This window comes from Streptomyces sp. NRRL F-6492, assembly GCF_001280125.1.
GTDB lineage: Bacteria > Actinomycetota > Actinomycetes > Streptomycetales > Streptomycetaceae > Streptomyces.
Genome location: NZ_LGEG01000251.1, coordinates 40,790 through 60,946, shown reverse-complemented (window position 1 = coordinate 60,946; position 20,157 = coordinate 40,790). Strand labels below are relative to the sequence as shown.

Genomic DNA, 20,157 nt, shown 5'->3' with positions numbered 1-20,157 from the left:
CGGAAGGAAGAGCGGAAAACAAGATGAAAGTAATGAAAAGCCCTCTTTGATCGGTCCGCTCCGTCACGCGAGCGGCCCGCTCCGTCACGGCGCGTTCGTGAAGGCGCGGCGGTACGAGCGGGGCGGCACTCCCCGGCGGCGTACGAACTGTTCACGCAGGACGGTCGCGCTTCCGTACCCGACGCGGCGGGCGACCTCCTCGACCGGCAGGTCCGTCGTCTCCAGCAGCTCCTCGGCACTGCTCAGCCGCAGGCTCCGCAACCAGGCGTGGGGGGTGGTGCCGGTCGCGGCGGCGAAGCGGCGGGCGAAGGAGCGTTTGCTCATCAGGGCGCGCCGGGCCAGCTCCGCCACGGGAAGCGGCTGGTGGAGGTTCTCGCGGGCCCACGCCAGGACCTCGGTGAGGCGCTCGTCGCGGCAGCCCTCGGGGACGGGGGCGGCCAGGTACTGCGCCTGCCCGCCGTCGCGGTGGGAGGGCAGCACCACGTCCCGGGCGACGCCGTTGGCCATCGCGGCTCCGTGCTCCCGCCTCAGCAGGTGCAGGCAGAGGTCGAAGCCCGCGGCGGCCCCCGCGCCCGTGACGACGCGTCCTTCGTCGACGTAGAGGGCGTCGGGGTCGACCGTGACCTCGGGATGGCGGCGGGCGAGCAGCTCGGCGAACCGCCAGTGGGTGGTGGCCCGCCGGCCGTCCAGCAGCCCGGCGGCGGCGAGCGCGAAGGTCCCGACGCAGTGGGCCACCACCAGCGCGCCGCGCTCGTGCGCGGCCTTCAGCGCGTCGAGCACCGGGGGAGCGGGCGGCGTGCGGAAGCCGGTCCACGGCAGGGCGATCACCAGGTCGGCCGAGACGAGCCGGTCCAGGCCGTGCGTGACGTCGAGCGGCACCCCGACGTCGGTGGTGACCGGCCCGGACCGGTCGGCGCACAGGGCGAAGTCGAAGCCGGGCAGCGCCTCGCCGTGCGGGCCGAAGACCTCGGCGACGATGCCGACGGCGAGCATGCCGACACCGGGCGGGGCGTACGCGGCGACGGTCGTGAAGGGAGCCATGCGCACAGTGTGGCAGCAATCCTGCGATCAGCGGCAGACGTGCCACTCGTGAACGGCCCCTCCCTCCACGAACATTGAGGCCATGACAGACGCACCGCTCGGCCGCAGCGCCGCATACACCGTCCTGACCACCGGATACGTCGGCTCCACCGGCCCCGGAGTCGCCGCCACCGTCTCCTACGTGTCCGACGCCGGCCGGCACGTGATCTTCGACCCGGGCATGGTGGCGAGCCACGACCTGATCCTCGACCCGCTCGCGAAGCTGGGGCTCGGCCCCGACGACATCACCGACGTGGTGCTCAGCCACCACCACCCGGACAACACCATGAACGTGGGCCTCTTCGGGCAGGCCCGGGTGCACGACCACAAGGTGGAGTACCGCGGCCACCAGTGGAAGAACCGGGACGCGGAGGGCTACGAACTCACCCCGTCGCTGCGGCTGATCCGCACTCCGGGCCACAGCGCCGAGGACATCACCCTGCTGGCGGGCACGGAGGCGGGCGTGGTCGCCTTCGCCGGCGACCTGTGGTGGCACGCGAACGGCCCGGCGGACGACCCCGTGGCCCCCGACCGCGAGGTGCTGCGCGCCTCCCGGCTCCGGGTGCTGGCCGCCGCGGACCTGATCGTGCCCGGCCACGGCGCCCCGTTCAAGGCCGACGACACCACCCCGCGCTGACAACCGCCGCCACGGGCCGAGGAGTTGCCGACCGGCCGGGCTTCGACCGCGCGAACCGCCCGGCCGCCGGGCCCGACGGCCGTCGTAGCGGGCGGGGGAGTGTCAGTGCCCCCGCCTAGGGTGCCGACATGATCACGCTCACCGTCGCCCAGTCGTGGGACCGCATCGAGACCTGGCTCGCGGAGCACGCTCCCCTCAGCCACGGACTGCTCCGGCCGCCGGCCCGCCCGGAGGACGTCGCGGCGGCCGAACTCCGTCTGGGCGTGACGTTCCCGTCCGACCTGAAGGAGTCGCTGCTGCGTCACGACGGCGTACGGCTCCAGGACGGAACGCCGACGCTCGACCACTACGGACCGCTGTCCGGAGTCGAGGACATCGTCAACAGCACCGAGTTCCTGCGGCACATCGGCGAGGAGGCCGCCGAGGAAGTCGCCGAGGCCGATCTCGACGAGGAGGAACGCGACCAGCACGCGTACTGGCCGCACGAGCGCCTGCTGATCACCCTGGGCATCGGCTGGCAGTCCTCCGACGGGCTCTTCGTGGTCACCCGGCCCGGCCCGCACCACGGGCGCATAGGCCGGTACTTCGACGAGGGCTGCCCGTCCTTCACCGACTGGCCGGGCCTGCGGCACGTCCTCGCCGACCTCGCCACGGCCCTGGAGAACGGCACGCCCTTCCACGGGAGCACTCCGCTCGGCTTCGAGGGCCGGTTGATCTGGGACCACGACAGGACGGCCGTCCCCGACCCGTCCTCCCCCCTCGGCCTCGCCGCCGGGACCACCGAGCCGCAGGTCCCGCCGGCCGAGCCGGCGCCGCCCGCCCCGCAGCCCGGCGAGTCGTACGTCGTCCTCGGCTTCGGAACCCCGGCCGAGCCGCCCCCCGCGCAGCCGGACGTCGTGTTCGTGGCGGGCGTCTCGCCCGGGGAACTGCTGGACGGACTGGGCGCGGTGCCCGCGACCGCCGGACCGCGCAGCCGGGAGCAGGCGCGGTCGTCCGCCGCCGCGCCCTGGGCGGCGTGCCGTCCGATGGTCCGGGCCGGCCGGTGCGGCGACGGGTGGTCGTACGCCACCCAGGAGGGCGGCGACCCCCAGTTCGGCCGCCCGGAGGTGCTGCGCCGGCTGTCCCGGGGGACCCGGGTCGTGCGCCTGGCCAAGGAGGGGCCCGAGGTGCGGGTCACCGTCGTCGAGGACGGTGCGGAGCGGCCCGGGGCGGCCCGCCGGGTCCTCTCGCCCCGCGAGGACTACGTGACCGGGCCCGACGGGAAGCCCGCGCTCGGACGCGACGGACAGCAGTGGCAGCGGATCGGCGTCGACCCCTGGCCCGGCTCCACGGCCGCCTACACCCGGCTGCTGGCCGCCCTGGCGACGGAGCACGGCATCACCTGGGACCCGGCGGCGGACGGCGACGAGCCGCTGGCGAGCGCGCTGCTGCTGCCGGTCCTCGACGACCTCCCTCCGGCGCGGACCCCGGTCTCCTCGGTGCGCGACGTCGACCTCGGCGGGATCGTCGAGCGGACGCCGCCGGAGCGGTTGCGCTCCGCGATGGCGGCGCAGCTCGGCCGGCTGGCGTCCGAGACCGGCATCGACGCCTACCCGGAGATCGCGGGGGCGCTGGAGCGGATCCGCCGGAACGAGCCGGTGGACCTCCCGGCCGGCGGGGACCTCGACCTGCGGATGAGGACCCTCTCGGCGGAGGTCCGGGCCGCACGGGGACTGCTGGACGCGGCCCGGCGCGGACCGGACCCGGCGCCCGTCACCGCGGCCGACCTCGCCGCGTGGGCCGCACGGGACTCGGCGGCCGGGGCACTGCGCGAATTCCTCCTGCTGCCCCTGCCGGCCGCGGCGGCCACGATCCTGTACCAGCGGCTTTCCGTGCACTGGCGCGACGACCTCGCCGCGGACCTGGGCGGCTAGGGCGCGTGTCGGAAGTGGCGTCGTCTGCCCGAAGGGCAGACGGGACCTTCGACACACGCCCCAGGGCGGGTCACCGGGGTTCGAGCCGCACGGGACCGCCGCCGCAGGCGTTCCCGCCCCGGACCGTGCCCGAAGCCGCCGCCGAGCCGCCGCCGGAACTGCCGCTGGTGGTCGCGGGAGCGTCCTACCGTCCTCCTACGCCCCATTTCCGCAGGTCAATCCAGGAGGTTTCGTCATGACGTACTCGGGTCGTTCCGCCGCCGGTGGCGCCGCGGCGGCAGCCGCCGCGGCCGCGCTTCTCCTCGGCGGAGCGGGTGGCGCGGCCGCGCAGCCGTCGTCGTCGCCCAGGCCTCAGCAGATCAGCTCGGCGCAGCTCCAGGCGCACCTCACCGAGGCCGTCGCGCAGGAGCGCCTCGCCGCCGCCTGCCTTCCGGCCTGCGCCGGCCAGATCGTGTAGCGGTCGCGGCGGACTGAGGAGGAGGTCGAGATGAGCACCGCGGACCGTTCCGGGAAGGGCAGGACCTGGTGCCCGAGCGGCAGACCCGACGCGCCGGAGGCGGTGGTGCTGGGCGTCCGCTCCGGGCAGGACGGAGAGGTCGTGTACCTCGCCGATCCCGTGCCGGCCCGGGACGTCCTCCCGGTCGTCCCGAAGGACGTCGAGCCGACCCGGGTGCTGCGCTTCGCGTCGCACTGCGTCAGCGAGTGCCTGCACCGCAGGGGCAACGACTGCACCCTGGTGGAGCGGGTGGCGGTCACGCCGGCGGACGAGGACCGGAACGTGCCGCGGTGCCATCTGCGCGCCCACTGCAAGTGGTGGGCGCAGACCGGCGTGGACGGCTGCCGCCGGTGCCCGGCCGTGGCGACCACCGTCGTCGAGGGGGACGACCTGGGCGCGCTGGTCGCCGACCCCGCCACCACCCGCGAGCAACTGGACGCGTGGATGGCGCGGGCCGGAGCCGACGCGCCCCGCGCGGCCGCCGGGGCCCGGTGAGGAGCGCCGGGAGGGCCGTCCGGGCTTCCGCTCCGCGTCGGCCGGTTCATGACGACGCGCCACCGCGCCCCGGGATCAGACCGTCGGCAGGCCCTGGGACGGGGCGGGTCGCCGCGGGGAGCGCAGTACGAGCAGGGTGATCTCGCTGGGGGCGAAGACGCGGAAGGGCGGGCCCCAGAAGCCGGTGCCGCGGCTGGTGTAGAGGAGGGTGCGGGCGCCGTGGCGGCTCAGGCCGGCCACGGCGGGCTGGTCGAGGCGGACCAGGTGGTGGAAGGGCCAGATCTGGCCGCCGTGGGTGTGGCCGGAGAGCTGGAGGTCGACGCCGGCGGCCGCCGCCCGGTCGATGAACTTGGGCTGGTGGGCGAGGAGGAGGACGGGAAGGTCGGGGTCGGCGCCGTCCAGGGCTCCGGCGAGGTGGGCGCGGTGGCCCTCCAGGCCGGAGGACTCGGCGGTGACGTCGTCGACGCCGGCGACCACGAGGGTGTCACCGCCGCGTTCGAGCAGCAGGTGGCGGTTGCGCAGCGGCTCCCAGCCCAGCTCGCCCATCAGGTCGACCCAGCCCTGGGCCTCGCTGTAGTACTCGTGGTTGCCGGTGACGTAGACCAGGGCCCGGGTCGCCCGCACGGTGCCCAGGGGAGCGGCCTGGGCGCGACGGCGTTCGGCCGTGCCGTCCGCGATGTCGCCGGTGTGGCAGACCAGGTCGGCCTCCAGGTCGTTCACCGTCTCGCAGACCCGTGCCGACCAGCGGGCGCGGTCGAGCGGACCGTAGTGGGTGTCGGTGATCAGGACGACCCGGGTGCCGTCCAGCCCGGCCCCCAGACGAGGGAGTTCCACGTCGAGCCGGCGCACGCGCGGCACGCGTCGGGCCTCGGCGTATCCCCAGGCGAGCAGCGCGGCGGTCACTCCCAGGACGGCCCAGGTGACGATGCGCGCCCGGTCCTGGCCGTCGCCGACGCCGGCCACGGCCAGGGCGGGCCGCAGCAGGACGCCGAGCAGGACGGACCAGGTGAACAGGACCCAGACGCCGCCCAGCAGCGTGTCGCCGACGATCGCCGCCCGGTCCCGCTGGCGCCGCCCGTGGCCGCGTGCCATCGCCAGCGGCATGCCGATCAGGCCGAGGACGCACAGCGCGGTGCCGGTCGGGGCGACGGGGAGCGGCCAGTGCTGACCGGTGTGCAGGAGGACCCAGCAGGGCACGGCCCACAGCAGGACGGGGGCGATCAGGGGGACGTGGCGCATCAGGCGCCGCAGTCGGTCCGGTGACGCCCCTCGCGCCCCACCGGTGGCGGATCGGGTGTCGCTGGTCTCGGTCACGCTTCCCCTCCCGAGGTTCTGTCCGGCGGATCGTGCCCGTGGCGCAGCCGGGCGGCGGCACGGTCGACGCACCGGCCGGCCTTCCGCGGCCCCGTTCCGCTCCGGTCGGTCCCGACCGTCGGAGTCTCTTGGAGGGCCCATTGTCCGCCGTCGCGGAAGGGGTCGCTCCCCGGGCTCCGGTACGTCCGTCCCGGGGGCTTCGAGGGACCGGGGCCGAGACGGGGGAGGGCCGCCGTTTCGGGGACCGCGCCGGTTCGGGGCCGGCGACTGCGGGAGTCCGCCCCGCCTCAGGGTGAGGACGGAGCCGCCGCGTCCGCCCCCAGACCGGCCAGGCGCAGGAGCAGGGCCTTCACGTCGGTGGCTTCGATCCGGCCGTCCACGGCGCCGGGGAGGGAGCACACGAGGAGCGGACCCTCGTCCTCGTCCGCGGGGAGGAGGCCGTGGCTGCCGCGGAGGGGGGAGGGGTCGAGGGGGACGACCGCGAGCCGGTAGCGCATGCCGAGCTTCTTGCGGGCGATCTCCCGGGCCGCCCTGACCCGCACGTACGGGTCGGCCGGGTCCATGAGGAGTTCGGCGGGGTCGTAGCCGGGCTTGCGGTGGATCTCCACCAGCCGCGCGAAGTCGGGGGCGCGGGCGTCGTCGAGCCAGTAGTAGTACGTGAACCAGGCGTCGGGTTCGGCGAGGGCGACCAGCTCCCCCGAGCGCGGGTGGTCGAGACCGTGCTCCTTCTTGCCCTCGTCGTCGAGGAGCCGGGCCAGTCCGGGCAGCTCCGCGAGCGCCTCCCGGACCACCGGGAGGTCGGCGGGACGCCGGACGTACACGTGGGCGACCTGGTGGTCGGCCACGGCGAAGGCCCGGGACGTCATCGGGTCCAGGTACTCCATGCCGTCCTGGGTGTGGACCTCCAGGAGACCGGCCCGGCGCAGCGCGCGGTTGATGTCGACGGGCCGCTCCACCCGGGTGATGCCGTACTCGGAGAGGGCCACGACCGTGCGGCCCCCGGCCCGCGCGTCCGCGAGGAGCGGGCCGATGACGGCGTCGAGCTCGGCGGCGGCCCGGTGGGACCTCGGGTCGTCGGGGCCGTAGCGCTGGAGGTCGTAGTCGAGGTGCGGGAGGTAGCAGAGGGTGAGGTCGGGGTCGCGGGTGCGCATGACGTGCCGGGTGGCCTCGGCGATCCAGCGGCTGGAGACGATGTCGGCCCCCGGGCCCCAGAAGTGGAAGAGCGGGAAGGTGCCGAACCTCTCGGTGAGTTCGTCGTGGAGGGCCGGCGGGCGGGTGTAGCAGTCGGGCTCCTTGCGGCCGTCCGCGTAGTAGACCGGGCGGGGGGTCACGGTGACGTCGGTGTCGGCGCCCATGGCGTACCACCAGCAGATGTTGGCGACGGTGTAGCCGGGGTGGACGCGGCGGGCGGCGTCCCAGAGCCGGTCGCCGGAGACCAGGCCGTTGTGCTGGCGCCACAGCAGGACGTCGCCGAGGTCCCGGAAGTACCAGCCGTTGCCGACGACGCCGTGCTCCGACGGCAGGGTGCCGGTCAGGAAGGTGGTCTGGGCGGCGCAGGTGACGGCCGGCAGGACGGTGGCCAGCGGCGCCCGGGAACCGGCGGCGGCGAGCGCCCGCAGCCGCGGCATGTGCTCCAGGAGCCGGGGGGTGAGGCCGACGACGTCCAGGACGAGGAGCGGAGTGGGGCGCGGGGGGACGGACCCGGGGACGGCGGAGGCGCCGGTCGCGGCTGTCGCGTCGGTGGTGCCGGTCGTGTCGGTCATGGCAGTTCCTTGAGGCCGAGGTCGGTCAGGAGGTCGCGTGCCAGGGAGAGTTCGGCGGCGATGCCGTCGGCGAGCCGGGCCCGGGTGAGGGGCCGCAGCTCGGGCGGGAGCGCCTGCCAGGTGTAGGTCTCGACCTCCAGGTGGCGCGTCCGGGGGACGGGACCGCCCACCAGGAGGGCCAGGGTGTCCTCGACCACCCGGAGCGTGGAGGTCAGCGGCGGCGCGGGCCGCGCGTGCAGGGGGACGTGGAAGTGGGAGCGCCACGGACCCGTACGGGGAAGGGCCCCGCCCGCGACGGCCTCGCCGAGGTCGTCGGTGCCGCGCAGCCCGCCGGCGGCGACGGTACGGGTCTGGTGGAGGAACCGGGGCTCGGCGAAGGCCGCCAGCGCCTCGCGCACGGCGGGGAGGTGCGGGTGCTCGGCGTGCAGGGCCGCGGACAGCTGGGCCTTGGGAACGGTGACGCCCGCCGCGTCCAGGGCGGACAGCGCGCCGGCCGGGTCCTCGAAGGAGGTGGCGAGGTGGCAGGTGTCGACGCAGACGCCGACGCGGTGCGGCGCGCCGATCGCGGTGAGGGGGCCGATGGCGTCGGCGGTGGTCTCCACGGCGCAGCCGGGTTCGGGTTCGAGGGCCACCCGGATCGACTTGCCCGTCAACTCCTCAAGCAAGTCGAGGCGTTCGGCGAGGACGGCGAGGGCGTCCCGCGCGGCCGAACTCCCGGACGGGCCGAACCCCCGGCGCCACGCGAGCGGCAGCGTGGAGATCGTCCCCTCGGCGACGTCGGCGGGCAGGAGGGCGGCGAGCAGCCGGGCCAGATCGGTCGTGTACGCGAGGCGCTCGGGCTCGGTCCAGTCCGGCCGGTACACCCGGTACTTGACCTCGTCCAGACCGAACCCCTCGTACGGGAAGCCGTTGAGGGTGACGACCTCCAGGCCGCGCCGCTCCAGCTCGGCCCGCAGGCCGCGCAGCGCCGCCGGGTCGTCCGTCAGGGTGCGGGACGCCGCCCTCGCCAGCCACAGGCCGATGCCGAGCCGGTCGCGCCCCAGCCGTCGGCGGACGGGCTCGCAGTGGTCGCGGAGCTGGGCGAGGACGCCGTCGAGGGTCTCGGCCGGGTGGACGTTGGTGCAGTAGGACAGGTGGACGACGGACCCGTCGGGATGCCGGAAGCGCATCGCCGCCCCCTCATTCCCCGCCGCGGAGCACGGAGTTGCCCTCGTGCAGCCCGTGCGGCGGCGGGACGTCGAGCCGGAGGCGGCCGCTGAGCCCGTAGAAGGCCACCGGGTTGCGCCACAGCACCCGGTCGACGTCGTCCTCGTCGAACCCGGCGGCGAGCATCGCCTCGCCGACCCGGCGGGTCTTCAGCGGATCGCTCTTCCCCCAGTCCGCCGCCGAGTTGACCAGGACCCTCTCGGTGCCGTGGGCCCGCAGGACCGCGACCGTCCGGTCCTCGTCCATCTTGGTGTCCGGATAGACGGAGAAACCGAGCCAGCAGCCGCTCTCCGCGGCCTCCCGGACCGTCGTCTCGTTGAGGTGGTCCAGGAGGACGCGCTCGGGAGGGAGGGCGGACTCGCGGACCACGTCGACCGTGCGGCGCAGTCCGGCGAGCTTGTCCCGGTGGGGCGTGTGGACCAGCGCCGGCAGACCGTGGTCGGCGGCGAGCTGGAGCTGTGCGGCCAGGGCGGTGTCCTCGGCGGGCGTCATGGAGTCGTAGCCGATCTCGCCGACGGCGACCACGGAGTCCTTGACGAGGTAGCGGGGCAGGACGTCCAGGACGGGCGCGCAGCGCGGGTCGTTGGCCTCCTTGGGGTTGAGCGCCAGGGCGCAGTGGTGGGCGATGCCGTACTGGGCGGCCCGGTAGGGCTCCCAGCCCAGGAGGGCGTCGAAGTAGTCGAGGAAACTGGCCGGGGAGGTGCGCGGCTGGCCGAGCCAGAAGGACGGTTCGACCAGGGCGCGGACACCGGCGGCGTACATGGCCTCGTAGTCGTCGGTGGTGCGGGAGGTCATGTGGACGTGGGGGTCGAAGATGCGCATCGGGACTCCTCGGGCTACGGACGCGCCTGGGCCGTCAGGGCGAGCACGCGCTCCAGGTCGTGGGGGACGTCGCGGCCGGCGGCGGTGCGCTCGGCGGCGTGGTCGGCGAGCATGCGGGCGAGCGTGGCGTCGCCGTGGGCGCGGCGCCGCAGCCCCGCGACGGCGTCGACGGGGACGTGGACGAAGAGGCACTTGAGGACGGCGTGCCGCCAGGAGTGCTGGTCGAGGTGGGCCGCCGCGTAGGGGCCGACGGCCGCGGCGACGAGCCGGGCGTCGTGGGTGCGCAGCGCGTCGGCGACGAGGGGCAGCGCCCCGGGGCCGCTCACGAGGTGCGGCAGGGCGTGGAGCACGGCGCGGCGTTCGGCGGCGCTCCCCCGGTGGTAGAGGCGGTCGAGGGTCTCCGGGTCGGGGCGGGCCTCGGCGAGGAGGAGGACGCGGACGGCGTCGGCGTGCTCGTGTCCGCAGTGGCGGCCGGCGGCGGCGAAGCGCAACTCCCAGGCGGAGTCGGGACTCGTACCGGCGGGAACGGGGCCCGGACCCGTACCGGCGGCTTCCGCCAGTGCGTCGGCCAGCCACGCGCGGGCGGTGTCGGTGAGCCGCGCGTCGAGGGCGGCGCGCGAGACGGCCGGGGCGTCGGGGGAGGGCGCGTCGGGGGAGGGGGCGGCGGTCACGCGGCCGGGTCTCCTTCCGGGGTCCGGGAGCGGAGGAAGGCGAGGGAGCTGCGGGCGAGTTCGGGGCCCGCGTGGGAGTGGCGCGGCAGTTCGACCACGGTGAGCCCCCGGTATCCGGTGGAGGCGAGGGCGTCGAGCACCGGGGGGAAGTCGATCTCGCCGTCGCCGAACGGCAGGTGCTCGTGGACGCCGCGCCGCATGTCCTCGATCTGGACGTGGCGCAGCCAGGGCGCGGCGGCGCGGACGCAGGCGGCGGGCGACAGCGGTTCCAGGCACTGGCAGTGGCCGATGTCCAGGGTGAGGCCGAGGGGCGCGGGGTCCCCCAGGGCGGCGCGCAGACGGTGGAAGTCGTCGAGCGTGGCGAGGAGATGGCCCGGCTCGGGCTCGATCGCGAGCGGGACGCCCGCGGCCCCGGCGGCCTCGACGACCGGCCCGAGCGCTTCCGCGAGGCGTTTCCAGGCGGTGTCCGGGTCGGTGCCGGGCGGGGCGGTGCCGCTGAAGCAGTGCACGGCGTGGGCACCGAGATCCGCCGCGGCGCGCACCGCGGTGACGAGCAGCCGGACCCGGACGGCCCGGTCGTCCGGGTCGGGGTCGAGGAGGGAGGGACCGTGTTTGCGGCGGGGGTCGAGGACGTAGCGGGCGCCGGTCTCGACGGTGACGCCGAGGCCGAGCGCGCCGAGCCGGCGCGCCACGCGCGCGGTGCGGGCGGCCAGGTCGGGGGCGAGGGGGTCGAGGTGCATGTGGTCGAGGGTGAGGCCGACGCCGTCGTAGCCGAGGTCGGCGAGGAGCGCGAGGGCGTCGTCGAGCCGGAGGTCCGTCAGCCCGTTGGTCCCGTAGCCGTAGCGGAGGGAAGCCGGGGCCGGGGCCGTGGGAAGTCCGTTCACGTGGGGCTGACCTTTCGTGCGAGACGGCGGGCCGAGGGGGCGAGGGCCAGCAGGGCGAGTCCGCCGGCGGTCGCCCCGGAGCGGGACATGAGGGCGGCCTGCAGGGGGATCATCGCCCGGATGCCGCCGCCGACGGCGCGCCCGGTGAGCAGCGGGGACGGGTTCAGGGCCGCGTCGAGGAGGGGGCGGGCGGCGGTGCGGAGGTAGACGGCGGCCAGGAGCGGGGCGACGAGCTCCGCCGTGGAACGGCAGGGGGCCCGGTGCGGTGCGAACGGCGGTCTCCTCCGCTCGCCGGGACGGTACGGGGCCGGGCGGTGCGGGTCGGAGGAGTGCGGAGCCGCGCCGTGCGGGTCGGAGGAGTGCGGGCCCGGGCGGGGCGAGGCGGTGAGGGCGCCGAGGACCGCGACGGCGGCGAGCGCGCCCAGGGGCGCCGTCGTGGAGCCGCCCTGGACCTCGTGCCGGGAGACCGCGGTGACGGCGTAGGTGTGCGCCGCGAGCACCGCCGCCGAGGGGAGGGCGGTGAGGGGGAGGGCGGTGAGCCGTGAGGTGATGAGCGGGAGGGTGGCGGGCGGTCGGGCGGTGAGCGGTGAGGCGGCGGGCGGTCGGGCGGTCGTACGGTGGGAGGCACCCCCCGCCCCGCCGGTGGCGAGCGGCCCCGGACGGGCCGCGCCCGTCACCCCCCTCCGAACGCCGGCCACCGTCGCCGTGGCGCCGAGGAGGAGGTCCAGACCGCGCGCCGCGGCCATGGCGGCCGGACCGGCGGCCGTGTGCTTGAGGCGCAGGTCGTACGCCCAGACCGTCGCGGCCAGGGCCGTGGCGACCGCCAGAGGGGGCCGTCCGGCGCGGGCCGCGAGGGCGAGTCCGGCGGCGGTGAGCACACCGGCCGCGCCCAGGGCCGCCCCGGGGCTCACGCGGCCGGAGGGGACGGGACGGTGGGGACGTTCGGCGGCGTCCTCGTGCCGGTCCGCCCAGTCGTTGAGCGCCATGCCCGCCTCGTACAGGCACAGCGAGGCGCCGACGGCCCAGGCGGTGCCCCTGCCGGGCCGCGCGCCCGCCGCCGCGGCCCCGGCGAGGGCGTCGCCGGGGACGCTGAGCAGGGCCGAGACGCGCAGGAGCTCGCCCCACGCCCCCAGCCTCTCCCGGGCGGACGCGCCCCCGCGCGCGGGCGGCCTCTCCGCCCCGGCCCCGCCGGCCCCCGTCGTCGGCGGGGCGTCCGTACGGGAGGGGGCGAGCCGGAGGAACAGGGAGCGGATCATCCGGCCTCCCGGAGACGGTCGGCGAAGGAGAGGAGCGCGCCGAACTGCTCGGACAGACCGGCCGGACCGCCGTCCGGGTCCTTGAAGTAGAAGCCGAGTTCGGGCCGGGGCCCGGTGAGGCCCGCCTCGTGGGCACGGGCGACGAGCCGCGCCAGGTCCAGGACCAGCGGGGCGGCGAGGGCCGAGTCGCACCCCTGCCAGATCGTCTGGAGGATCGTCCGGGAGCCGAGGAAGCCGTCGAAGGCGATGTGGTCCCAGGCGGTCTTCCACTCGCCGAGGGCGGGGACGTCGTCGATGTGGACGCCGCCCTCGACTCCGGCGCCGAGCGTCTCGGCGAGGACGCGTTCCTTCCCGGCGTTCTTGGCCGCGGCCGCCGCCGGATCGGCCAGCGCCGCCCCGTCCCCGCCGCCCAGCAGGTTGGTGCCGGACCACGCCCGGACGGCCAGGGCCCGCTGGACGAACATCGGGGCGAGGACGGACCGCAGGAGCGTCTGGCCCGTCTTGCCGTCGCGGCCCGCGTGGGGGAGGCCGCTCGCCTCGGCGGCGGCCGTGAGCGCGGGGGTCCGCAGCCCGGTCGAGGGCGTGAAGTTGACGTGGGGGCAGCCGGCGCGCAGCGCGGCGGCGGCGTAGAGGGAGCTGGGCGGCAGACGCGTGGCGTCCGGCCCCGGCAGCGGCTCGGTGGAGGAGACGTTGACGACGACGACCCGCGCCAGCGCGTGACGCGCGCGGAAGGCGGCCAGGTCGCCGGCGAAGCCGGTGATCAGTTCCTCGTCGGTGCGGGTGTCCCCGGGGAGCGGCCCGCCCGGTCGTATCTCCCGGTCGGCCGCGGCCAGTTCGGCGTGGACGGCCCGGGCGAGACCGGCGGGCAGCACGCCCGCCCCGGTGAGGTCCTCGGCGCGTTTCGGCAGGGGGCAGTCGGCGGTGTCGTGACCGCCGAAGACGAGCGAGGCCAGCGGAGGCAGCCCCGCCTCCGCGAACGGCGGCGTCTCGGTGACCATGCCGGTCGGTGGGTACAGTCCCGCGGTGACGGCCGCGCATCCGGCGACGGCGGTGGTCGCCACCGATCCGCGCGCCCCCACGAACCAGACCCCGGTGCGTGCCCGCCGGTCGCGGACCGTTCTCCCCGTCGTGTTCCCGTGCTGCACTGGCCGCCTCCCTGCCGTGTCGGTGTAGGTGTCGGTCCGGGGCCCGGTACGGGTCCCGGTCCAGGTCTCTGTACGGGTGCCGCCGTCGGTACGGCCCCGGCCGGTGAAGACGGCGGGCGGGGGGTACGACGCCTCCCCGCCCGCCGCCGGCTCATGGACGGCCCCTCCGTGCGGCCGTGCCCCCGGGCTCCGGACGGCGCCCGCGGTTCACGGGCCGGAGAAGGCGGCGTCGAAGGAGGCGGCCGGGGGGTCGAAGTCGTACCGCTTGAGGAAGGAGAGGGCCTCGGGGGCGCCCGTGAGCCGGTCCATGCCCGCGTCCTCCCACTCCACGGAGACGGGTCCGGCGTAGCCGATCGAGCGGAGCATGCGGAAGACGTCCTCCCAGGGCACGTCGCCGTGACCGGCGGAGACGAAGTCCCAGCCGCGCCGGGGATCGCCCCACGGCAGGTGGGAGCCGAGGCGCCCGTTGCGGCCGTCGAGCCGCTTGCGGGCCTCCTTGCAGTCCACGTGGTAGATCCGGTCGCGGAAGTCCCAGAGGAAGCCGACCGGGTCGAGGTCCTGCCACACGAAGTGACTCGGGTCGAAGTTCAGGCCGAAGGCGGGGCGCCGGCCGACCGCCTCCAGGGCGCGCTGGGTGGTCCAGTAGTCGTAGGCGATCTCGCTGGGGTGCACCTCGTGGGCGAAGCGCACGCCCTCGGCGTCGAAGACGTCGAGGATCGGGTTCCAGCGCTCCGCGAAGTCCTCGAAGCCGCGCTCCACCATGCGCTCGGGGACCGGCGGGAACATCGCCACCAGGTGCCAGATGGAGGAGCCGGTGAAACCGACGACGGTGTCGACGCCGAGCGCCGCCGCGGCCCGCGCGGTGTCCGCGAGCTCGCGGGCCGCCCGCCGCCGCACCCCCTCGGCGTCGCCGTCGCCCCAGATCCGGTCGGGCACGATCGCCCGGTGGCGCTCGTCGATCGGGTCGTCGCAGACGGCCTGCCCCACCAGGTGGTTGGAGACCGCCCAGCACTTCAGGCCGTACGCGTCGAGCAGTTCCCGCCTGCCCTTGACGTACGCCGGGTCGGCGAGGGCCCGGTCCACCTCGAAGTGGTCGCCCCAGCAGGCCAGTTCGAGGCCGTCGTAACCGAATTCGCGGGCGAGCCGGCAGACCTCCTCCAGGGGCAGGTCGGCCCACTGGCCGGTGAAGAGCGTGAAAGGTCGTGGCACGGGTCCGGCCCTCCTAGGGGGATACGGGGGTGTAGACGGCGTTCTTCGCCGCGCTCTCCTCCACGGCGGCCAGCACCCGCTGGACCTGGAGGCCGTCCGCGAACGACGGCGCGGGGGCCGTCCCCGCGGCGATCGCCGTCACCAGGTCGCGGGCCTGGTGGGCGAAGGTGTGCTCGTAGCCGAGCGTGTGGCCGGGCGGCCACCAGCCCTCCAGATAGGGGTGGCCCGGCTCGGTGACGAGGATGCGGCGGAAGCCGGCCGTGACGGCGGGCTCGGTGTGGTCGTGGAAGGACAGTTCGTTGAGCCGCTCCAGGTCGAAGCCGAGGGAGCCCCGCTCGCCGTTGATCTCCAGGCGCAGCGCGTTCTTGCGGCCGGGCGCCATCCTGCTCGCCTCGAACGTCGCGAGCGCCCCGGAGGCGAGCCGCCCGGTGAAGACGGCCGCGTCGTCGACCGTGACGGGGCCGTGCCCCGGGCCGCCGGACGCGCGCAGCCCGGCCGACACCCCGGCCAGGAGTGGCCGCTCCCGGACGAAGGTCTCCAGCTGCGCCGACACCCCGACCAGCGGTTCTCCCGCCAGGTACTGGGCGAGGTCCACGATGTGCGCCCCCAGGTCGCCGAGGGCCCCGGACCCGGCGTGCTCGCGCTCCAGGCGCCAGGTCAGCGGGAAGCCGGGGTCGACGAGCCAGTCCTGGAGGTAGGTGAGGCGGACGTGCCGCAGCGCGCCGAGCCGGCCCTCCGCGACGAGCCGGCGGGCGTGCGCGAGGGCCGGCACCCGGCGGTAGTTGAAGCCGACCATGGCCACCTGGCCGCGTTCCCCGGCCCGTGCGGCGGCCGCCGCCATCGCCTCGGCCTCGGCCACCGAGTTGGCGAGCGGCTTCTCGCACAGCACGTGCTTGCCCGCCTCCAGGGCGGCGACGGCGATCTCCGCGTGGCTGTCGCCCGGGGTGCAGACGTCGACGAGGTGGACGTCGTCGCGGGCGATCAGGGCGCGCCAGTCGGTCTCGGCGGCGGCCCAGCCGTGCCGGCGGGCGGCGGCCCGGACGGCGCCGGCGTCACGGCCGGCCACCGCCGCGAGCACCGGCCGCAGCGGCAGGTCGAAGGCGCGGCCGACCGTGCGCCAGCCCTGGGAGTGGGCGGCGCCCATGAACGCGTAACCGATCAGGCCGATGCCGAGCGTCGGCGGGACCCTCTCGCTGTCGCTCTGTTCCAATTGGTGTCCTCTCGCAGGCACCGGCCACGGCCGGTGGAGACGTCGGTTCCGTGGCGCGCCGGAAGCGGGGCCCCGCCCGGACGGGGGCGAAGGGCCGGCGGACCGCCGGGGGTCCGTCCGGGCGGCGGCGCCCGTGCCGGTCAGTTGAAGCCGGTGGGCAGGTAGGCGTCGACGTTTTCCTTGGTGACGACGGCGGAGTAGAGGGTGATCGAGGCGGGGATCTCCAGCTCGGACATGCCGCCGATCCCCTTCTTCTGGCCGAGGGCGCGGGCGAGGTCGATCGCGGAGGCGGCCATGGTCGGCGGGTAGAGGACGGTGGCCTTGAGGACGCCGGAGTCGGCCTTGATGGCGTCCATGGCGGACTTGGCCCCGGCGCCGCCGACCATGAGGAAGTCCTTGCGGCCGGCCTGGGCGATGGCGCGCAGCGCGCCCACGCCCTGGTCGTCGTCGTGGTTCCACAGGGCGTCGAACTTCTGCTGGGCCTGGAGGAGTTGCGCCATCTTGGCCTGGCCGGACTCGACGGTGAAGTCGGCGGCCTGGCGGGCGACCTTGCGGATGTTGGGATAGTTCTTCAGGGCGTCGTCGAAGCCCTGGGTGCGCTGCTTGGTGAGCTCCAGGCTGTCCATGCCGGCGAGTTCGACGACGGTGGCGTTCGGCTTGTCCTTGAGCCTCTCGCCGATGAAGCGGCCGGCGTTGAGGCCCATGCCGTAGTTGTCGCCGCCGATCCAGCAGCGGTAGGCCTGCGGGGAGGCGAAGATCCGGTCGAGGTTGACGACGGGGATGCCCGCCTTCATGGCCTGGAGACCGACCTGGGTGAGGGCCTTGCCGTCGGCGGGCAGGACGACCAGGACGTCGACCTTCTTGTTGATGAGGGTCTGGACCTGGCCGATCTGGGCGGCGGTGTCGTTGGAGCCCTCGGTGATCTCCAGGGTGACGTCGGAGTACTTCGCGGCCCGCCGCTTGGCGTTCTCGTTGATGGCGTTGAGCCAGCCGTGGTCGGCCTGCGGGCCGGCGAAGCCGATGGTGACGGGAGTGCCGGGCCTGTCGTCGGCGGCGGGCGCGGCGCTCCCGGCGGGCGCCGCGTCCTTGGCGGCCTTGGGCTCGTTGCTGGTGCAGGCGGTGAGCAGGGCTCCTGCGGAGACGGCGGCGCCGCCGAGGAGGAGGTGTCTGCGGCTGGTTTCCGGCATGGCGGTGGATCCCTTCGAGCGGGTGTCGGGGGCGGGGAGGTGACGGAACGTCAGGTGTCGCGGGCGGCGCGGTGCTGGACGAGGACGGCGGCGACGATGATCGCGCCCTTGGCGATCTGCTGGACGGCGCTCTCCAGGTTGTTCAGGGCGAAGATGTTGGTGATCGTGGTGAAGACGAGGACGCCGAGGACGGAGCCGACGATGGTGCCCCGGCCGCCGCTGAGGAGGGTGCCGCCGATGATGGCGGCGGCGATGGCGTCGAGCTCGTACAGGTTGCCGTTGGTGTTCTGGCCGGAGCCGGCGAGGACGATCAGCAGGAAGGCGGCGATGCCGCAGCACAGCCCGGAGAGCAGGTAGAGGTAGAGGCGCTGGCGGCGCACGTCGATGCCGGCGAGCCGGGCGGCCTCCGCGTTGCCGCCCACGGCCACCGTCCGGCGGCCGAAGGTGGTGCGGTTGAAGAGGAGCCAGCCCACGACGGTGACGGCGGCGAAGACGAGGACGAGCGGCGGGATCCCGAGGACGTAGGAGTCGGGGAGGCCCAGGTCGAGGACCGATTCGACGGTGACGATCTGGGTCCTGCCGTCGGTGATCTGGAGGGCGAGGCCGCGCGCGGAGGCGAACATCGCGAGGGTCGCGATGAAGGGGACCATCCGGCCGTACGCGACGAGGAGGCCGTTCACGAGGCCGCAGCCCAGGCCGACGACCACCGCGGTGAAGAGGATGCCGGCGAAACCGTACTCCTGGGTCGCCACCGTGGTGGCCCAGACGGACGCCAGCGCCACGATGGCCCCGACCGACAGGTCGATGCCGCCGCTGGTGATGACGAAGGTCATGCCGACGGTGACGACGCCGATCACCGAGGCCTGTGTCAGGACGAGTTGAAGGTTGCTCGCGGCCAGGAACTCGTCGGGCCTGGTGAGGCCGCCGACGACCAGCAGGGCGGCGAGGACGCCGAGCAGGGACAGGTTGCGCACGTCAGGCCGGAGGCCCAGGGGCCGGCGCGCCGCGGTCCTCCCGCCCGGCGGGGCGGGCAGGGGGGTGACCGGCGCGTCGTGCCCCGCCGGAGTGGTCGACTGTGTCATGCCGTCGGGCTTCCTTCCATCACGAGGTCGAGCACGCGGTGCTCGTCGAGTTCCCGGGCGTCGGCGGTGTGGACGACGGTCCCCTCGCGCAGGACGAGCACCCGGTCGGCGAGGCCCAGGACCTCGGGCACCTCGCTGGACACGAGGAGGACGGCGAGGCCCTCGTCGGCGAGGCGCCGGACGACTGCGTACAGCTCGGCGCGGGCGCCGACGTCGACCCCGCGGGTCGGTTCGTCGAGGAGCAGGACCCGGCAGCCGCGCAGGAGCCAGCGGGCGAGCACCGCCTTCTGCTGGTTGCCGCCGGACAGGGTCCGGATCCGGGCGTCGGGGTCGTCGGGCCGCAGGGACAGTTCGCGGGTCGCCCGCCGGGCGTCCTCCCGCTCCCGCCGCCGGTCGAGCCAGCCGCCGCGCGAGAAGCGGCCGAGGGAGGAGACGGAGACGTTGCGGGTGACGGACTCCATCGGCAGCAGGGCCTGCGCCTTGCGTTCCTCGGGAGCGAGGCCGACGCCGGCGCGGACGGCCGCGCGGACGCTGCCCGGCCGCAGGGGGACCCCGTCGACGAGGACGCGCCCGCCGGTCGGCCTGCGCGCGCCGTAGACCGTCTCCAGGATCTCGGATCGCCCCGATCCGACGAGCCCGGCGAGCCCGACGATCTCGCCGGGGCGCAGCTCCAGGTCGAGGGGGGCGAACTCCCCCTCGCGGGCGAGCCCTTCGACGCGCAGGACGGGTGCGGCCGTGGCGGGTGCCGTCCGCCGGGGGCGCTCCGGGAAGACGTACTCGACGCTGCGGCCGGTCATCAGCGTGACGACCTCGTCGGTCGAGGTGGTCTTCGCGGGCAGTCCGCCCGCGACGGTCCGGCCGTCCTTGATGACGGTGACCCGGTCGCCGATCCGGCGGATCTCCTCCAGCCGGTGGGAGATGTAGACGACGGCGACCCCGTCGGCGGTCAGGTCGCCGACGGTCCGGAACAGGTTGTCGACCTCCTCCGGGTCGAGGGCGGCGGACGGCTCGTCCATGACGATGAGGCGCACGTCGTGCGAGAGGGCGCGGGCCATGGAGACGATCTGCCGCTGGGCGGCGGAGAGTTCGCCGGCCCGGCGCGCGGGGTCGATCTCGCCGTGGCCGAGGCGTGTCAGCAGGCGTGCGGCGGCGGTGCGGGCGGTCCGGGCGCGGACGACGAAGCCCGCCGAGGTGGGCTCGTGGCCGAGGAAGACGTTCTCGGCGACGGACAGCCCTTCGACCAGGTCGAGCTCCTGGTAGATGGTGGCGATGCCGAGGCGCATGGCCGCGATCGGGGAGCCCGGCGTCACGTCGCGTCCGCACCAGGTGATCGTGCCCCCGTCCGGCTGGTGGGCGCCGGCGAGGACCTTGATCAGGGTGGACTTGCCGGCGCCGTTCTGGCCGAGGACGCAGTGGACCTCTCCGGCCCGGACCTCCAGGTCGACGCCGTCGAGGGCGCGGACTCCGGGAAACGACTTGGTGATGCCGGACATGGTGAGCAGGGGTGGTTCTGGTGCCATGACGATTCCTCGGCTGTTGCGGGCCGTGAGCGGGCAGGGCGGAGCGAGGGCGGGGGCGTGGCCGGATGTTCCGACGGCGGTACGGGCCGCGGCGATGTGGGTCGTGCGGGGCGGTACGAGCGGTACGGACGGTGCGGGGCGTACGGAGCGGTACGGGTGGTGCAGAGCGGTACGGGGCGCGCGTGCGGCGGGTCGTACGGGGGAGCCCGGTGCTCGGCACCCGGCGGTGCTCACGCGCCGGACACCTCACGGAGCCGGTGTACGGGA

At 75.3% G+C, this 20,157-nt stretch carries 18 protein-coding genes; 4 read left to right on the top strand and 14 right to left on the bottom strand.

Annotated features, from left to right (window positions below):
- Positions 1 to 84: 84 nt before the first annotated feature.
- Positions 85 to 1,041, bottom strand: a complete 957-nt coding sequence (locus ADL08_RS28080; RefSeq protein ID WP_053647839.1) for a GlxA family transcriptional regulator — start codon at positions 1,039 to 1,041, stop codon at positions 85 to 87.
- A gap of 82 nt (positions 1,042 to 1,123) precedes the next feature.
- On the opposite strand from ADL08_RS28080, the gene ADL08_RS28075 reads away from it, so the two are divergent.
- From ADL08_RS28075 to ADL08_RS28060, 4 genes are all read left to right on the top strand, one after another.
- Positions 1,124 to 1,717, top strand: a complete 594-nt coding sequence (locus ADL08_RS28075) for an MBL fold metallo-hydrolase (protein WP_053647837.1) — start codon at positions 1,124 to 1,126, stop codon at positions 1,715 to 1,717.
- 128 nt (positions 1,718 to 1,845) lie between these two features.
- Positions 1,846 to 3,630: an SMI1/KNR4 family protein gene (locus ADL08_RS28070; RefSeq protein ID WP_053647835.1), complete on the top strand. Its 1,785-nt coding sequence runs from the start codon at positions 1,846 to 1,848 to the stop codon at positions 3,628 to 3,630.
- 235 nt (positions 3,631 to 3,865) lie between these two features.
- Entirely contained in the window at positions 3,866 to 4,087 is a 222-nt protein-coding gene (locus ADL08_RS28065; protein ID WP_053647832.1) for a hypothetical protein, read from the top strand.
- A 30-nt stretch (positions 4,088 to 4,117) separates the two neighbouring features.
- A complete protein-coding gene (locus ADL08_RS28060; RefSeq protein ID WP_053647830.1) occupies positions 4,118 to 4,621 on the top strand; it encodes a hypothetical protein in 504 nt (167 codons plus the stop codon).
- A gap of 75 nt (positions 4,622 to 4,696) precedes the next feature.
- On the opposite strand, the gene ADL08_RS28055 is transcribed toward ADL08_RS28060, so the two are convergent.
- The 13 genes from ADL08_RS28055 to ADL08_RS27995 all read right to left on the bottom strand — a co-directional run bounded on the left by ADL08_RS28055 (position 4,697) and on the right by ADL08_RS27995 (position 19,890).
- Positions 4,697 to 5,935, bottom strand: a complete 1,239-nt coding sequence (locus ADL08_RS28055; protein ID WP_053647828.1) for a metallophosphoesterase — start codon at positions 5,933 to 5,935, stop codon at positions 4,697 to 4,699.
- 287 nt (positions 5,936 to 6,222) lie between these two features.
- The gene (locus ADL08_RS28050; RefSeq protein WP_078968489.1) at positions 6,223 to 7,698 is read right to left on the bottom strand and encodes a nucleotide pyrophosphatase/phosphodiesterase family protein; all 1,476 of its coding nucleotides are present in this window, start codon (positions 7,696 to 7,698) and stop codon (positions 6,223 to 6,225) included.
- A complete protein-coding gene (gene eboE, locus ADL08_RS28045; protein WP_053647825.1) occupies positions 7,695 to 8,867 on the bottom strand; it encodes a metabolite traffic protein EboE in 1,173 nt (390 codons plus the stop codon). The genes ADL08_RS28050 and eboE overlap by 4 nt, the downstream gene beginning before the upstream one ends.
- A gap of 10 nt (positions 8,868 to 8,877) precedes the next feature.
- On the bottom strand, positions 8,878 to 9,726 hold the full coding sequence (locus ADL08_RS28040; protein WP_053647824.1) for a TatD family hydrolase: 849 nt from the start codon (positions 9,724 to 9,726) through the stop codon (positions 8,878 to 8,880).
- A 14-nt stretch (positions 9,727 to 9,740) separates the two neighbouring features.
- Positions 9,741 to 10,397 (bottom strand): EboA domain-containing protein, encoded by a 657-nt coding sequence (locus ADL08_RS28035; protein ID WP_053647822.1) that lies wholly within the window; start codon positions 10,395 to 10,397, stop codon positions 9,741 to 9,743.
- Positions 10,394 to 11,281: a sugar phosphate isomerase/epimerase family protein gene (locus ADL08_RS28030; RefSeq protein ID WP_053647819.1), complete on the bottom strand. Its 888-nt coding sequence runs from the start codon at positions 11,279 to 11,281 to the stop codon at positions 10,394 to 10,396. The genes ADL08_RS28035 and ADL08_RS28030 overlap by 4 nt, the downstream gene beginning before the upstream one ends.
- On the bottom strand, positions 11,278 to 12,537 hold the full coding sequence (locus ADL08_RS28025; RefSeq protein ID WP_078968490.1) for an SCO3242 family prenyltransferase: 1,260 nt from the start codon (positions 12,535 to 12,537) through the stop codon (positions 11,278 to 11,280). The genes ADL08_RS28030 and ADL08_RS28025 overlap by 4 nt, the downstream gene beginning before the upstream one ends.
- On the bottom strand, positions 12,534 to 13,682 hold the full coding sequence (locus tag ADL08_RS28020) for an inositol-3-phosphate synthase (protein WP_053647818.1): 1,149 nt from the start codon (positions 13,680 to 13,682) through the stop codon (positions 12,534 to 12,536). Before ADL08_RS28020 ends, ADL08_RS28025 begins: the two co-directional genes overlap by 4 nt.
- A 207-nt stretch (positions 13,683 to 13,889) precedes the next feature.
- The gene (locus tag ADL08_RS28015; protein ID WP_053647817.1) at positions 13,890 to 14,891 is read right to left on the bottom strand and encodes a sugar phosphate isomerase/epimerase family protein; all 1,002 of its coding nucleotides are present in this window, start codon (positions 14,889 to 14,891) and stop codon (positions 13,890 to 13,892) included.
- A gap of 13 nt (positions 14,892 to 14,904) precedes the next feature.
- Positions 14,905 to 16,101 (bottom strand): Gfo/Idh/MocA family protein, encoded by a 1,197-nt coding sequence (locus tag ADL08_RS28010; RefSeq protein ID WP_053647816.1) that lies wholly within the window; start codon positions 16,099 to 16,101, stop codon positions 14,905 to 14,907.
- A 140-nt stretch (positions 16,102 to 16,241) separates the two neighbouring features.
- Positions 16,242 to 17,288: a substrate-binding domain-containing protein gene (locus tag ADL08_RS28005; RefSeq protein WP_053647815.1), complete on the bottom strand. Its 1,047-nt coding sequence runs from the start codon at positions 17,286 to 17,288 to the stop codon at positions 16,242 to 16,244.
- A gap of 50 nt (positions 17,289 to 17,338) precedes the next feature.
- Complete coding sequence (locus ADL08_RS28000; protein ID WP_053647812.1) at positions 17,339 to 18,370, bottom strand: ABC transporter permease; 1,032 nt, start codon at positions 18,368 to 18,370, stop codon at positions 17,339 to 17,341.
- Positions 18,367 to 19,890, bottom strand: coding sequence for a sugar ABC transporter ATP-binding protein (locus ADL08_RS27995; protein ID WP_053647810.1), 1,524 nt, complete (start codon positions 19,888 to 19,890; stop codon positions 18,367 to 18,369). Before ADL08_RS27995 ends, ADL08_RS28000 begins: the two co-directional genes overlap by 4 nt.
- Positions 19,891 to 20,157 lie beyond the last annotated feature (267 nt).